Source organism: Streptomyces sp. NPDC044984 (assembly GCF_040646935.1).
Lineage (GTDB): Bacteria > Actinomycetota > Actinomycetes > Streptomycetales > Streptomycetaceae > Streptomyces.
Genome location: NZ_JBEZBE010000031.1, coordinates 13,779 through 28,070 on the forward strand (window position 1 = coordinate 13,779; position 14,292 = coordinate 28,070).

General features: G+C 73.8%; 16 protein-coding genes. 10 read left to right on the top strand and 6 right to left on the bottom strand.

Annotated features, from left to right (window positions below; all coding sequences use genetic code 11):
* Positions 1–8: 8 nt before the first annotated feature.
* A complete protein-coding gene (locus tag AB0A94_RS28830; protein WP_361748836.1) occupies positions 9–980 on the bottom strand; it encodes a helix-turn-helix domain-containing protein in 972 nt (323 codons plus the stop codon).
* Positions 981–1,168: 188 nt separating this feature from the next.
* Between AB0A94_RS28830 and AB0A94_RS28835 the strand changes: the two genes are divergently transcribed.
* Together AB0A94_RS28835 and AB0A94_RS28840 are read left to right on the top strand one after the other, a co-directional pair.
* Positions 1,169–1,642, top strand: a complete 474-nt coding sequence (locus AB0A94_RS28835; RefSeq protein ID WP_361748837.1) for a hypothetical protein — start codon at positions 1,169–1,171, stop codon at positions 1,640–1,642.
* Positions 1,643–1,802: 160 nt separating this feature from the next.
* Positions 1,803–2,018: a hypothetical protein gene (locus AB0A94_RS28840; RefSeq protein ID WP_361748838.1), complete on the top strand. Its 216-nt coding sequence runs from the start codon at positions 1,803–1,805 to the stop codon at positions 2,016–2,018.
* Positions 2,019–2,040: 22 nt separating this feature from the next.
* On the opposite strand, the gene tgmB is transcribed toward AB0A94_RS28840, so the two are convergent.
* The 3 genes from tgmB to AB0A94_RS28855 form a co-directional block, all read right to left on the bottom strand.
* Positions 2,041–3,024: an ATP-grasp ribosomal peptide maturase gene (gene tgmB, locus AB0A94_RS28845; protein ID WP_361748839.1), complete on the bottom strand. Its 984-nt coding sequence runs from the start codon at positions 3,022–3,024 to the stop codon at positions 2,041–2,043.
* A 16-nt stretch (positions 3,025–3,040) separates the two neighbouring features.
* Positions 3,041–3,232, bottom strand: a complete 192-nt coding sequence (gene tgmA / locus AB0A94_RS28850; RefSeq protein WP_030821244.1) for a putative ATP-grasp-modified RiPP — start codon at positions 3,230–3,232, stop codon at positions 3,041–3,043.
* Positions 3,233–3,352: 120 nt separating this feature from the next.
* On the bottom strand, positions 3,353–3,679 hold the full coding sequence (locus tag AB0A94_RS28855; protein ID WP_361748840.1) for a YkvA family protein: 327 nt from the start codon (positions 3,677–3,679) through the stop codon (positions 3,353–3,355).
* Positions 3,680–4,153: 474 nt separating this feature from the next.
* Here AB0A94_RS28855 and AB0A94_RS28860 point away from each other — a divergent pair, with 474 nt between their 5' ends.
* Together AB0A94_RS28860 and AB0A94_RS28865 are read left to right on the top strand one after the other, a co-directional pair.
* On the top strand, positions 4,154–4,369 hold the full coding sequence (locus AB0A94_RS28860; protein WP_361748841.1) for a hypothetical protein: 216 nt from the start codon (positions 4,154–4,156) through the stop codon (positions 4,367–4,369).
* Between the two features lie 17 nt (positions 4,370–4,386).
* Entirely contained in the window at positions 4,387–4,632 is a 246-nt protein-coding gene (locus AB0A94_RS28865) for a hypothetical protein (RefSeq protein WP_361748842.1), read from the top strand.
* A 28-nt stretch (positions 4,633–4,660) separates the two neighbouring features.
* Here AB0A94_RS28865 and AB0A94_RS28870 read toward each other — a convergent pair whose 3' ends face one another.
* Positions 4,661–5,800, bottom strand: coding sequence for a hypothetical protein (locus AB0A94_RS28870; protein WP_361748843.1), 1,140 nt, complete (start codon positions 5,798–5,800; stop codon positions 4,661–4,663).
* A gap of 416 nt (positions 5,801–6,216) precedes the next feature.
* Between AB0A94_RS28870 and AB0A94_RS28875 the strand changes: the two genes are divergently transcribed.
* The 4 genes from AB0A94_RS28875 (at position 6,217) to AB0A94_RS28890 (ending at position 8,410) form a co-directional block, all read left to right on the top strand.
* The gene (locus tag AB0A94_RS28875; protein WP_361748844.1) at positions 6,217–6,618 is read left to right on the top strand and encodes a hypothetical protein; all 402 of its coding nucleotides are present in this window, start codon (positions 6,217–6,219) and stop codon (positions 6,616–6,618) included.
* Positions 6,615–7,391 carry a hypothetical protein gene (locus tag AB0A94_RS28880; RefSeq protein WP_361748845.1) on the top strand — a complete coding sequence of 259 codons (777 nt, stop codon included), beginning with the start codon at positions 6,615–6,617 and terminating at the stop codon, positions 7,389–7,391. The genes AB0A94_RS28875 and AB0A94_RS28880 overlap by 4 nt, the downstream gene beginning before the upstream one ends.
* A gap of 38 nt (positions 7,392–7,429) precedes the next feature.
* Positions 7,430–7,948: a roadblock/LC7 domain-containing protein gene (locus tag AB0A94_RS28885; RefSeq protein ID WP_361748846.1), complete on the top strand. Its 519-nt coding sequence runs from the start codon at positions 7,430–7,432 to the stop codon at positions 7,946–7,948.
* An 87-nt stretch (positions 7,949–8,035) separates the two neighbouring features.
* Positions 8,036–8,410 carry a hypothetical protein gene (locus AB0A94_RS28890; protein WP_217134164.1) on the top strand — a complete coding sequence of 125 codons (375 nt, stop codon included), beginning with the start codon at positions 8,036–8,038 and terminating at the stop codon, positions 8,408–8,410.
* A 51-nt stretch (positions 8,411–8,461) separates the two neighbouring features.
* Here the strand turns inward: AB0A94_RS28890 and AB0A94_RS28895 are convergent, their stop codons facing one another.
* Positions 8,462–9,664, bottom strand: coding sequence for a globin domain-containing protein (locus AB0A94_RS28895; protein WP_361748847.1), 1,203 nt, complete (start codon positions 9,662–9,664; stop codon positions 8,462–8,464).
* Positions 9,665–10,008: 344 nt separating this feature from the next.
* Between AB0A94_RS28895 and AB0A94_RS28900 the strand changes: the two genes are divergently transcribed.
* On the top strand, positions 10,009–11,739 hold the full coding sequence (locus tag AB0A94_RS28900) for a GAF domain-containing sensor histidine kinase (RefSeq protein ID WP_361748849.1): 1,731 nt from the start codon (positions 10,009–10,011) through the stop codon (positions 11,737–11,739).
* A gap of 177 nt (positions 11,740–11,916) precedes the next feature.
* Positions 11,917–14,286 carry a glycosyl hydrolase family 65 protein gene (locus tag AB0A94_RS28905; protein WP_361748850.1) on the top strand — a complete coding sequence of 790 codons (2,370 nt, stop codon included), beginning with the start codon at positions 11,917–11,919 and terminating at the stop codon, positions 14,284–14,286.
* Positions 14,287–14,292 lie beyond the last annotated feature (6 nt).

The window sequence follows — 14,292 nt, forward strand, 5'->3', positions numbered from 1 at the left end:
TCATCCGGTCACCCGTCGGCCGCGGTGGCGGCGCGCCGTCCGTGGAACGTGGAGCGGTAGGCGTACGGCGTGGTGCCCACCACCTTGCGGAACCGCTCGCGGAACGCCGTGGGGGAACCGAACCCGGCCTGCTGGGCGATCCGTTCGACCGTGTGGTCGCTGTTCTCGAGCAGGTACTGGGCGCGCCGCACCCGCGCCCGCAGCAGCCACTGCAACGGCGTGGTGCCCGTCTGCTCACGGAACCGGCGGCTGAAGGTGCGCTCGCTCATGCCGGCGCGCGCCGCCATCGCCTTGAGGGTGACCTCGTGCGCCAGGTTGTCCTCGACCCATTCCAGCAGCGGTTCCAGATCCGACCCGCGGGGCACGGGCGGGTGCTCGTGCACGATGAACTGGGCCTGTCCGCCCTCCCGTTCCAGCGGCATCACCGACATCCGGGCGGCGTTCGCGGCCACGGCCGAGCCCAGGTCCCGGCGGATCATGTGCAGGCACATGTCCAGCGCGGCGGCGGCGCCGGCCGAGGTGAGGATCTGCCCGTTGTCGACGTAGAGCACGTCCGGCTGCACGTCCACGTCCGGGAAGGCCCGGGCGAGCTGCCCGGCGGCCACCCAGTGCGTGGTGGCGCGCAGGCCGTCCAGCAGCCCGGCCTCCGCCAGCACGAACGCGCCCACGCACACCGAGGCGATCCGGGTGCCCGCCGCGGCCGCCTCGCGCAGCGCCGCGAGCACGGCGGGCGAGGGCGGGGGAGCGCCCTCGGCGCGGCCCGGGACGATGACGGTGTCGGCGTCCGCCAGTGCCTGGAGCCCGCGCTCGACGCGCAGGGTGAAACCGCCGTCCGCGAGCACCTCCGGCCGCTCGGCGCACAGCCGGACCCGGTAGGGACGGCGGCCGTCGGGCAGCCGCGTCCAGTCGAAGACCTGCAGGGGCGCCGCCATGTCGAACGGCACGACCCCATCGAGAACCAGAATCGCCACGGAGTGCATGACCGCCACGATAGGCGGATTCCCGCCACCCGCCGGAACCGGGGCGTCGGGACGATGACGTGCGTGAGCCGTGGTGAACGGTGTTGGCGGGAACCCGTTGGAACCTGTCGTTCCAGCCTCTGGGTGATCGCCAGGCGGGCCCCTAACGTGAGCCCGGCACCGCTGATCACACCATGGAAAGAGTCCCGGTGACCAAGCTCCTGCTGTCCCTCCACGTCCTGGCCGCCATCATCGCCGTCGGTCCCGTCACCGTCGCGGCCAGCATGTTCCCGCCGGCCGTGCGCCGCGCCCTCCCCGCGGAGGGGAACGGGCCCGCCGCGACGGCCGTGACCACCGTCACGCTGCTCCACCGCATCTGCCGGGTCTACGCCCGGATGGGGATCGCGGTGCCCGTCCTCGGTCTCGCCACCGCCCTGGCGATGGGGGTCCTGGACGACGGCTGGCTCGTCACCTCGATCGGCCTCACCGCGGCCGCCGCAGGAGTCCTGCTCGCCTTCGTGCTGCCCCGGCAGGACGACATCATCGAACAGTTGAGCGAGAGTCGGCCCGTCGACCGGCGGAACACGGTGCAACTCGCCATGTACACCGGGGTGTTCAACCTGCTGTGGGCGACCGTCACCGTCCTGATGATCGTCCGCCCCGGCTCGACGACGGGTGCCTGACCGCCGGGGCCGCCCGGTGTGCCCGATCTGTTCCGCACTTCCGGAGCGTCCGTTCTGTATTCCGTTGTGCCGGGGAATTCCTCCTTCAGGGTGGTCGGCCGCCTAGACTCTGCAGTCGCGTCCCGCATCGGGGCCGACGAGCAGAAAGGCACGTTGACGGGTGTTCCAGGATTCCCCCATCTACGACCGACTCATCGCGGAGTGCGGCGACGTGCCCGCACAGGTGCGCCACGAGGCCGAACGCGTGAGCAGGGAGCTGGAGCTGGTCATGCGGCCCCTGCGGTCCCCCGGTTACGCCCCCGGTCTCGACCGGCCGCACTCCCCGGGCAACGGCTGGCAGCGCACCGCCCTGCTGCCGGGACCGCGGTCGCACTGAGCCCCGCGCGGTGACGGCCCCCTCACCGCACCGTGCTGCCCGCCTCGTCGAGCTCGGCGGGTTCGTCGGGGACGGGACGGGACAGCCACTCGGCGATGGTCCGGGCGATCGGCTGCCCCGTCTCCACCTCCACGAACCCGAACTGCCCCGACTGGTTGCACTCCAGGAACCACCAGGTCCCGTCGGCGTCCTCGGCGAAGTCGAAAGCGCCGTACGCCAGTTCGGACCGGCGTAGATACGCGTGTACGGCGTCGGCGGTGCGCGCCGGGACCTCGACCGGCTCCCAGGGCGACCCGGGAGCGGCGAAACGCACGTCCACCTCCTCCGGATCCGCGTCCGGCCGCGTCGCCTTGCGGGCCGCCAGCAACCGCTCGCCCACTGCGGTGAGCCGGATGTCGGCCCGCTTGGCGATCCGCCGCTGCAGCAGTGTCGGCCCGAACGCGACCGCGGAGAAGTCCGTGTCCGGCGCCACCCGGCTGGTCGGCACCGCCCGCGGCGGGTCCTGCGGATGCGCCCCCGACACCGGCTTGACCACCAGGTCCGGGAAGCGCTCCGCGAACTCCCGCGCGGCACGGGGGAACGTGGTGATCACCGTGGCCGGCACGGGCAGGCCGCAGCGCTGGGCCAGCCGCAGCTGCCACGGCTTGTGGCGGGCCTGCCGGGCCGCGTCCGGATGGTTCATCCAGCGTGCGTCACAGCCGCGCAGCATGCCGTAGAGCGCCTGCGACGCCTCCTCGGACAGCCACGCGGACGGCTGCGGCGCGCGCCCGGCCGGCGTGCCGGGCCGGCGCACCCACACGGACCGCAGCCCGCCGATGCTCACCAGCCTCCCCCCGGCGGACAGGTGACCGCGGAAGCGGCCGTGGACGTACTCGCCGGACAGCGAGACGCCGTCCGTCAGATCGGCGGGATCGAGGCGCACCACCGGCACGCCGGAGCCGTTCAGATGGACGACCACCATGTCGGCGGTCACATCCTCCTCACAGGTGAGGATCAGCACGGTCATGGTTCACGGTCCGCGTTCAGTCGTCGAAGTGGGTCTTGGAACCCGCGGTGGACGTCGTCGTCCCCGCCTCGCGCAACAGCGCGTGGTCGCAGGCCGCGATCCGTCCGTCGCCGAGTACGTTCAACTGCAGTCCGGAGTCATACGCGTACGGAGTGGCAACGGCCAACTCCACCGCCGGACGTGCGTAGTTGAGCGCGAACGGTTGCATCGTCTCTCCCTCGTCGGTGCTGCGCCGAGCAGGCAACGGCCCGCTGTGCGCCGTCGCTTGGTCCGCCGACTTCTTTTGGCTTCCAGAGACTTATACGAATCGAACGGGTGGTTGGTTTCCTTACGGAGCGTAATCATCGGCGGGTCGTCGGCCGTCCCGCCGGAAGGGCGCTCCGGGAGCCCGGGCGCCGGAGGAACCTCGCATGGTGCGCAGAGCGAGCAGGAGCACGCCGATGTCGTCCAGATAGACCGGATCGGGCAGCAGATCGGCAGGCAGCACCAGATAGAGGACCGCGCCCCAGAACACCCAGCGGGGCCCCGTGGGCAGACCGGCGTGACGCAACTCACGCCGCGTGCGCACCAGCCGGACCAGGACGGCGACGGCGCCGGCCAGCACCACGGCCGCGAGGACCGCGGCGGCGACGAGCACCACGGTGGTCGTCTCCAACGGACCGCCCTCCTCCCGTGACATGCCGCGGCCTCGCCGCGACACGGCCTGCACTGAGCGGATTCCCGCTCGCGGCGCCGGTATGGCGGCCGGGACCGGCCATGCGCGCACGCGTCCGGTGCCCCGCGAAATCCGCGCGAAACGCCGGATCGTCGCAGGTCGTCCCGATGGCTCAACCGAGTGGCGGGGGTACCGGAAATGGTCAGGGACCTTCCCGCGGAGCCGATCGCGACCACTTTCCCTTCGTCACCCTCCTCGCGCGCACGCCGTGGCCGAGGCGCCGCGCGCCGCCGGGGCGTCTTGCCGATCACGTGCCGGACCGTCACGCGAAACACGGGGCCGGTGAACAGTGCGGCAACAGGACCTACGTCCGGATGGCGGTTCGATCGCTTGTTCTCCGCGGCCCTCGACGGACCTGTGCGGCCTGTACTTTGACGCTCGTTGATCCAGAACTCGCTGAGGGGGCAATGAGTCATGCGCAAGATCGTCAGGTCCAGATCCGTCGCGATGTCCGCCGTCGCCGTCGCCGCGCCGGGAGTCGCCTGCGCGGGAGCCACCGCGAGCGCTTCCCAGCAGGCCGCCGCGGCCGCGGCCCCGGGTGATGTCCACAAGGCCGAAGCGGTGAGCTCGATCGGCGCGACCAAGACGCAGGTCGTCGCCCTGTCGCTCCCCGCGGGACCTACACCCTGACCGGTTCCGCCCATCTGATGTACGCGGACAAGGCGTACTGCCAGGTCACGGGTGGCCCCATGATGGCGACGCCCCGGGGCAGCGGCTACAACGAGGCGTCACTGAGCGCCACCGGAGTCGTGACCCTGGCCTCGGCGGGCAAGGTCCAGCTGATGTGCAGCAGTGAGAAGGTGCTCCCCGTGCCGCAGGACCCGGCCGCCAACGGCACCCTGATGGCCACCAGGGCCGCCTCCTACCAGGACCAGGGGGCAGGCGCCCGGTGACCCGCGCGAGGTGGGCCGGCCGATCCCCCTAGCGGCCGGACGCGGCCGGCCCGTGTTCCGGGTCCTCGGGGGCGGGACGGCGGGTTCTGCCGCCGGCCTTGAGGCGTTCCAGGGTGCGCGTCAGGTGCTGGAGGGGGGAGGGCGCGGGGGTCCGGGGCGCGGGCGGCTGTCCGGTGCCCCGGGGCCCGGCCGTCTCCTGGTACGCGGCCAGCGCCTCGTGGGCGCGTTCCGCGGCCTCACGGTAGAGGTCCCGGGACTTCGTCATCGCCTCCAGCGCCTCGGCGTACATCGCCACCAGCGCCCGCTCGCGGGCGAGTTCCTCCTCCGTCGTCAGCAGGCGCCACTCCTCCCGCAGCGCCGTCAGCGCGTCCCGCGCCCCGTCCGGCAGCGCGCGCGGCAGCGCGTCGTACCGGGACACCGCCGCCACGAGGTCGACCGGTTCCGTGCCGTCCAGGAACACCGCGCGTACGGCGAAGGCGTCGGCGTCGTAACCCTCCGGGGCCGGGCTGCCGGGCAGCACCACCGCGCCCCCGCGCGGAACCTCCACCCCGAACTCCCGCAGCGCCCAGTTCGTCACCCGCGACTGCTGGGGCGTGGCCCGGTGCTCCACCACCCGGTCCCGCAGCCCCGGCGGCAGCCAGCGCGCGAGCGGCACCCGGCCGCGCTCGTCCGTGGTCATGGCCTCATGGACGACGACATGGACGTACCACGCGTCGCGCGCGCAGTCGCGCAGCAGCCGCCGTACGGCCTTGTCGTCCTCGGGAAGCGGATTGATCCTGCCCGGCCGCAGTCCCGTCGCCGGGTCGGCGTTCCACCCGGCGTCCGGCTCCGACGGCCAGAACATGCCCACCGGGGACGGCCAGGAGGGGTCCCAGGGCTGCTCCGCCTCGGCGACCAGGAGCCAGTCCCGGCCCGCGTCCGTGCCGGGCGCGAGGCTCAGCCGGGCGCGCACGGTGACCTCGCCGGCGACCCGCCTCCGGGACTCGAACACCACGTCAGGAGCGGTCCCGGACGCGGGGAGTTCCAGGAAGTCGTCGATGTCCCCGTTGTCCTTGAGCCGGCGCAGGGTGCGTCGGAGCACCGTGTCGGCCGCCGTTCCGGTGTGGCGGCCGCGGGTCGACCAGACCGTGGGAGGGCTGATGGGGAGGGCGGTGGTGGAGGTCTGCATGGGTCCAGTGGTGAGCGGGGGCACGTGCTCCTGCCAGTATCGTCGCCGCCGGCCGGCGGGACGACGCCGGGTACCGCCCGACGGCGTGTCGCGCGCGGGGCGCACGCGGGGTGTGCGCGGCGCACACGTGATGACAGGGGTTCACCCGTGGTCCCGGTGACCTGATCCCCGCCACCATGGGTCCCGCGGGCAGGGCCGGCCCGCCATCCGCACCGAGGCCGGCCCTGCCCGCGCCCGGCCGGACGGCCCCTCGTTCCGGCGGCTGTTCCGGCGGCAAAAGCCCGGACCTTACCAGGGGAGCACCACCCCTGTCGCATATTCCACCGGAAAAAGCCAAAGCCCTCACCACGGTCGAGCACACACCGTAGCGTCGACGTCACGTTCGCGGTACAGCCGTGCGAGAAGGGGGATCCGGCGTGCCCGGAATCGACGAGAGCCTGCTGGAAGCCATGCGCCTGCCGGGGGCGCGCGGTGCCCTGGTGGTCGACTGGATCAGCGGGCTCGCCCTGGGGGCGGTGGGCGAGGCGCCCGGCGAGGACGCGGAGGCCACGGCCGCGGAGACCGCCGAACTCGCCCGCCTGGCCATGGAGAGCGGCACCCTCGCGCCCGCCGACGGCGGCCGGGCCGGGGCGGGCAAGGAACCACCCGTCGACGACCTGATCCTCACCACCGCCGACGCGTACCACCTCCTGCGCTTCGTCGTCACGACCTTCGACAGCACGGTGTTCCTGTACCTCTGGCTCGACCGCGCCGACGGCAACCTCGCCCTGGCCCGGATCCGGCTGGCCGAGATGGCGGACCGGCTGGTGCTCGGATGACCACGGCGTGCACCGGCACCACCGCGCCGGAACTGCTCGGCACCCTCGCGGCCGACCACGCCACCGGCGCGCTCTCCACGGAGTCCGGGATCTTCTACCTCTCGGCCGGACGCGTCGTCCACGTGGAGTCCGCCTACAGCCCCGACCTCGGCGACCTGCTCACCCGCAGCGGCGCCGTCGCCCCGGCCGGTTGGTGGGACGCCGTCGAACGGGCGGGGGCGGTGCACCGCGTCGGCCACCAGCTGGTGGACAGCGGGCGTCTCACCGCCGGGGCGCTGGAACTGTGCCATCTGGGCGCCCTGTTCGACGCGGCGTACTTCGCGCTCGCCCACGACGGCGCCACGCTCCGCTTCCGCCCCGGAGCCGCGCACTGGCTCGGCGCGGTCCGCCCCGTCCCGGTGGCGACCGTGCTCGGCGAGTCACGGCGCCGCCGCGACCTGCTGCACCGCATCTGGCCCGACCCGGCCGTCGACACCGCTCCGCTCACCCGCGTGCCCGGTGCCCCGCCCGCCGAACTGCCGCCGCGCCGCGCCCGCGTCCTCGCGCGGGTCGACGGCGCCCGCACCGCCGCACAGATCGCCGCGGACCTCGCCCACCGTACTTTTCACACCCTCGTCGAACTGCGCCGCCTGGCCGCCGGCGGACTGGTCGCCCCCGCGCCACCCCCGCCCGCCACGCCCGTCCACGCCGTCCCCGACGCGGGCGGCGCGGCGTGGGACGAGCCCGACACAGCGCTGCTGAGACGGCTCCTGGACGCCTTGGAGGCACTGTGATCCGCGCGCGCCGACAGCGTGCCGAAAGGAGACTGCTCATGGCCGTCGAGACCGACGTGCTGGACGAACTGCGTCGGCTCCGCACCCGCGTACCCCGGCTGACGGGCTCCCTCGCGGCCACCGTCGACGGACTCGTCCTCGCCCACGACGTCCCCGACACCGAACCGGAAGGGCTGGCCGCGCTCACCGCCGCCGCGCTCGGCGTCGCGTACCGCATGGCGGACGCCGCCGCCCGCGGCGAGTTCCGCGAGCTCCTGGTGCGCGGCAGCCGGGGCTACGTCGCCACCTACGCGGCCGGCACCACCGCCGTCCTCACCCTCCTCGCCGACGACCGGGTCAACGTGGGCCGGCTGCACCTGGAGGGACGGCGCGGCGGCGCCCGGATCGCGGAGCTCGTGGACACCCACATCGGCCCCGGGGGAGGGCGGCACGCCGACCGGCTCGCGGTCCGGGAGACCCCCGCGCCGGCCCAGGACCCGGCCCGGCCCATCGGCACCCTCCCGGTGCGGACCCCGCAGCGGCCCGTACACCGGCCCCGGCCCCAGCCCGGCGGCTGACCCCCGGCTTTCCCCTCCGGCCGGACGCCTCCGCACGACCCGGCGGCCGGCCCGAATCACCCGTCACGACCGAAAGGATCACGTCCCATGGCCAACACCGAGACCTCGCTCAAGGAATGCCTCAGCTCCATCGACGGCGCGACGGCCGCCGCACTCGTCGACTACACCAGCGGCATGGCCCTCGGCACGCTGGGCGGCGGCAAGGACTTCAACCTGGAGGTCGCCGCCGCGGGCAACACCGACGTCGTACGGTCCAAGCTGCGCACCATGGAGCACCTGGGCCTGAACGAGGAGATCGAGGACATCCTGATCACCCTGAGCAGCCAGTACCACCTGATCCGCCTGCTCAAGGGGCGGGGCGGGAACGGCCTCTTCCTGTACCTGGTGCTCGACGCGGGCCGGGCCAACCTGGCGATGGCACGGCACCAACTGCGTCGCATCGAGGCCGAGCTCGAGGTCTGATCCGCCGTCCGGGCCCTTCGCGCCGCCGAGGGCGTGAAGGGCCCGGGGCGGTCAGGCCGCCTCCGGGAGCCACAGATCGGGGCCGAAGACCTCGTAGTGGAGGGAGCGGGCGGGCACCCCGGCGCCGAGCAGCCTGCCGCGCACGGCACGCATGAACGGCAGCGGGCCGCACAGGTACACCGTCGCGTCCGCCGGCACGTCGATCCCCGAGAGGTCCATCAGGCCACCGCGGGCGCCGGGCTCCTCGGGGCCGGGACGCTCGTACCAGAAGACCGCCTCCGCGTCGGGCAGCGAGTCCACCGCCTCGCGGGTCTCGGTGCGCAGGGCGTGCTCGCCGGGCGAGCCGTCGGCGTGCAGGACGAGCACCCGCCGGGTGGAGCCGGTGGCGGCCAGCCGGGCGAGCATGCCCAGCATCGGGGTGCAGCCGATGCCGGCCGAGACCAGGACCAGCGGGGTGCCGGCCTCGTCGAGCGCCACGTCCCCGGCGGGCACGGACAGCATGAGCTCGTCCCCGGTGCCGGTCCGCTCGTGCAGCAGGTGGGAGACCTCGCCGTCCGGTGCGCCGTCCGCTCCCGCGACCCGCTTGACGGTGATGCGGCGCAGATCGTCCCCGGGGTCGGAGGACAGGCTGTACTGGCGCAGCTGGTGCACCCCGTCGGGCATGAGCAGCCGCACGCTGACGTACTGGCCCGCCCGGGCCGGCGGGGCGGGTTCGCCGTCGGCGGGGCGCAGCAGGAACGACACCACGTCGTCCGTCTCCTCATGGCGTTCGACGACCGTCCAGCGGCGCCAGATGTCGCCCGGTGCGACACCGGCTTCGTGGTACAGGCGCGCCTCCCGCGCGATGAGGGCGCCGGCCATCAGCCAGTACACCTCGTCCCAGGCGGCGGCGACCTCGGGCGTCACGGCGTCGCCCAGCACCTCGGCGATCGCGCCGAACAGGTACTTGTGCACGATCGTGTACTGGTCGTCGGTGATCCCGACCGCCACGTGCTTGTGGGCGATCCGGGACAGCAGGGCGTCCGGGCGGGTGCTCGGGTCATCGAGCAGCGCCCGGGCGAAACCGGCCACGGACCCGGCGAGCGCCCGGCGCTGGGCGCCGCTGGCCTGGTTGCCCCGGTTGAACAGGCCGTCCAGCAGCTCGGGCCGGTCGCGGAACATCGAGCCGTAGAAGCGTGTGGTGATCTCGTCGAGCGCCCCGGCCACGGCGGGCAGGGTGGCCCGCAGCACTGCGGCGGACTCTTCGGACAGCATGAAGTCTCCCAAGGGCGGGACGGGGGAAGCGGGTTGGACCGCGGATCCGGACCGGCGGCAGCACCTGTATAGCAATCCCCCATGCCTGTTTCCGGGGGTGACGGGGCCGTCGGGGACAGTGCGGGACCGTTGTCCCTCCGGAAGGGGACCTCCGGCCCCGGAGGACGGTGACGGGACAGGGCCGTCCGGCCCGTCCGGCACAGCGGGCGCCCGCCCGCCCGTGGTCCCCGCCGCTCCGGCCGCCCGGCCCATGCCGTACCGTCACGTTTACTGGACCGTTACCGGGGCGCCGACCGGGTGGCCGCCGGGCGACGGCGGCGGGCGAGGGGACGGGAGGCACACGGGTGGCAGGCTCCGAGCGGGACGGGGAGGCCCGCGTACGGCTACCGCAGCTGAGGCTCGACGAGCTGCTGGAGGAGCTCCAGGCGCGGATCGACGCGGCCCGTGGCACCCGCGACCGGGTGCACAGTCTGCTGGAGGCCGTTCTCTCGGTCGGCCGGGAACTCGACCTGGAGCAGGCGCTGCACAGCATCGTCGAGGCCGCGGCGGCGCTGGTGGACGCGGAGTACGCCGCACTGGGCGTGATCGGCCCGGACGGCAGGCGGCTGTCCGCCTTCCACACCGTCGGGGTCAGCGAGGAGACGATCGCCCGCATCGGCCACTACCCCGAGGGCCACGGCATCCTCGGCGAGCTGATCCGCCGCCCCGAACCGCTGCGGGTGCCGAAACTCTCCGACCACCCCGCCTCGTACGGGTTCCCGCCCCACCACCCGCCGATGAACACCTTCCTCGGGGTCCCCATCCGGGTCCGCGACCAGGTCTTCGGCAACCTGTACCTGACCGAGAAGCGGGGCGGGGCGCACTTCGACGAGGAGGACGAGTCGGTCCTGTCCACCCTCGCGGTCGCCGCCGGCGTCGCCATCGACAACGCCCGCCTGTACGAGGAGTCCCGGCTGCGCGAGCGGTGGCTGCGGGCCAACGCCGAGATCACCCACGGACTGATGTCCGGCAGCGAACGCGGCGCGGCGCTCCTGCTCATCGCCGAACGCGCCCGGGAGATCACCGGGGCCGCCCTCGCAGCGGTCGCGGTCCCCATGGCCGACACCGACTCCCTGACCGTGGAACTGGCCATCGGGCAGGGCGCGGACACCCACCGCGGGCTTGTTGTGCCCGTCGGCGACAGCCTGCTGGGCCGCGCCTTCACCCGTGCCGCTCCCGTCATCAGCGCGGACATCGCGCGCGACGACCGGGCCTTCCCGGGCCCCCGGCGGTACCCGGGCCTCGGTCCGGCGGTCGCCGTGCCCATCGGGTCGGGCGAGGGCGTGCGCGGCATCGTCCTGCTGGTGCGGGCCGCGGGCCGCAACGCGTTCACGGAGAAGGAGATCGAACCGCTGCGGGGGTTCGCCGCCCAGGCGGCCGTGGCGATGGAGCTGGCGGAACGCCGCCAGGACGCCGAGCAGATCGCCGTGCTCGAGGACCGCGACCGGATCGCCCGCGATCTGCACGACCTGGCGATTCAGCGGCTGTTCGCCACCGGCATGACGCTGCAGAGCGCCGGCCGGTTCATCGAGCACAAGGAGGCCTCGGAGCGGGTGCTGCGGGCCGTGGACGACCTGGACGAGACCATCAAGATCATCCGGTCGACCATCTTCGGCCTGCGCTCGCCCGCCGACGAGGGCGCGGGCGGAACCGGCCTGCGGGCCCGCGCCGTACGGGTGGTCGGCGAGGCCGCACCCGTGCTGGGCTTCCCCCCGAGCGTGCGGATGGAGGGCCTGATCGACACCCACGTCCCCAGGGAGGTCGCCGACCATCTGGTGGCCGTGCTCTCCGAGGCGCTGACCAACATCGCCCGGCACGCCCGCGCCGACCGCGCCGAGGTGGTGCTCGAGACCGACGGCCGCGAGGTGCGGCTGACGGTCGCGGACAACGGCGTGGGCGTTCCGGAGGGGGGCCGCCGCAGCGGGCTGCGCAACATGGCCGAACGCGCGGAACGCCTGGGCGGCACGTTCGACGTCACCGGCTCCGCCGGCCGGGGCACCACCCTGCTGTGGCGCGTGCCGGTGGGGGAGCGGTAGGCGGCTTCCGCCGGCCGGTGTGTGCCGGACACCCGCCACGGGTACTCCGGTGGTCGGCCGCGGGCCGCGGCGGCCGTCCGTCCACGACCGGCGCGGGTCTCACCGACGGTGACGGATCCGGGACGGACCGCCGCGGCGCGGAGCCGCACGGCGGCCGTCGGCGGGAGGAGCGTCGCAGTGACGGGCTGGACCTGGGAGCACGAGGGCTACGATCCCGCCGACGCGCGCCTGCGGGAGTCGCTGTGCACCCTCGGCAACGGATACTTCGCCACCCGGGGCGCGCTGCCGGAGTGTTCCGCGGACGAGGTGCACTACCCGGGCACGTACGCGGCCGGCGTCTACAACCGGCTCGTCTCCGAGGTCGCCGGACGGCACGTCGAGAACGAGGACATGGTCAACCTGCCCAACTGGCTGCCGCTGCGCTTCCGGCTCCCCGGCGAGCCCTGGCTCACCCCCGACACCGCACCCGTGCTCGACCACGGTGAGACCCTGCACCTGTCCTCGGGGCTCCTGGAGCGCAGGACGCGGTACGGCCTCGGCGCCGGACGGGCGCTCCTGGTGCGCCAGCACCGCTTCGTGCACATGGCCGACCCCCATCTGGCGGGCCTGCGCACGGAGTTCACCGCCGAGGGCTTCTCCGGCCCCCTGGAGACCGAGGCGGCGCTCGACGGCGACGTCACCAACGCCGGGGTGCCGCGCTACCGGAAGCTGGACGGCCGTCATCTGACCCACGTGCTCACCGGCACGGCCGCCGCGGACACGGTGTGGCTGCGCTGCCGCACCCGCACCTCGGACATCCGGATCGCGCTCGCCGCCCGGCTGACGGCACCCGGGCCCGTCACGAACCGGCACGACCGCCCGCGCGCCCTGCAGAGCATCCGTCTGGACCTGGCCGCCGGGGACACCGTCACCGTCGACAAGATCGTCGCCCTGCACACCTCCCGCGATCCCGCGATCAGCGACCCGCTGCACGCCGCCGTCGACCGGGTGGCCCGGGCGGGCGGCTTCGACGAGCTGCTCCCGCCGCACCTGACGGCCTGGGCCCAGCTGTGGCGCCGGGCCGAACTGGACGTACCCGGCGAGGCGGGCCGCATCCTGCGGCTGCACCTCTTCCACGTCCTGCAGACCCTCTCCCCGCACACCGCGGACCTGGACGTGGGGGTCCCGGCCCGGGGGCTGCACGGCGAGGCGTACCGGGGGCACGTCTTCTGGGACGAGCTGTTCGTCCTGCCCTACCTCAACCTGCACTTCCCCGAGATCTCCCGCGCGCTGCTGCACCACCGCCACCGGCGTCTGGAGCGCGCCCGCACCGCCGCCCGGGACGCCGGGCGCCATGGCGCGATGTACCCCTGGCAGAGCGGCAGCGACGGCCGGGAGGAGACCCAGCAGCTGCACCTCAACCCCCGCTCCGGCCGCTGGCTGCCCGACCACTCCCACCTCCAGCACCACGTGGGGTCGGCGATCGCGTACAACGTCTGGCAGTACTGCGAGGCCAGCGGCGACCAGGAGTTCCTGCACACCAAGGGCGCCGAGATGCTGCTGAACATCTCCCGCTTCTGGGCGGACTCCGCCACCTTCGACGACCGGCTGGGCCGCTACCGCATCAAGGGCGTGGTCGGCCCCGACGAGTACCACGACGCCTACCCGGACGCCGCCGAGCCGGGCCTCGACGACAACGCGTACACCAATGTCACGGCCGCCTGGGTGCTCGCCCGCACCCTGGACGTGCTGCGCGGCCTGCCCGAGCCGCGCCGCCGGGAACTGGCCGAGCGGACCGGACTGGACGCGAGGGAGCTGGAGAAGTGGGAGGAGGTCTCCCGCACCCTCCACGTCCCCCTCCACCACGGCGTCATCAGCCAGTTCGAGGGCTACGGCGAACTCGCCGAGCTCGACTGGCGGGGCTACCGGCACCGCTACGGCGACATCCGGCGCCTGGACCGGCTGCTGGAGGCCGAGGGCGACACCGTCAACCGGTACCAGGCGTCCAAGCAGGCGGACGTCCTGATGCTGGGCTACCTCTTCTCGCCCGCCGAACTCCAGGGGATCTTCCGCAGGCTGGGGATGAGCCTGGACGAACGGACCTGGCGGCGCACGGTCGACCACTACCTGCACCGCACCAGCCACGGCTCCACCCTCAGCGGCCTGGTCCACGGCTGGGTGCTGGCCAGGGCCCGGCGCGCGGACGCCTGGAAGTTCTGCCAGGAGGCCCTCCAGGCGGACATCGCCGACATCCAGGGCGGCACCACCGGGGAGGGCATCCACCTCGGCGCCATGGCCGGCACCCTCGACCTCGTCCAGCGCGGACTGACCGGTCTGGAGACCCGCGGCGGAGCCCTGTGGCTCGACCCGGTGCCCCTGCCCGAGCTCTCCTCCTACGGCTTCACCCTGCGCTACCACGGTCACTGGGGTGTCCGGCTGCGGCTGGAACACGGCCTGCTGGAGGTCGCCGTGCCCTCCTCCGGCCGCTCCCCGATCGAGGTCCACCTCCCGGACCGCACGGTCCGCCTCCACCCGGGGGAGACGGACCGTCTGGTCCTCCCGGACTGACCGCCG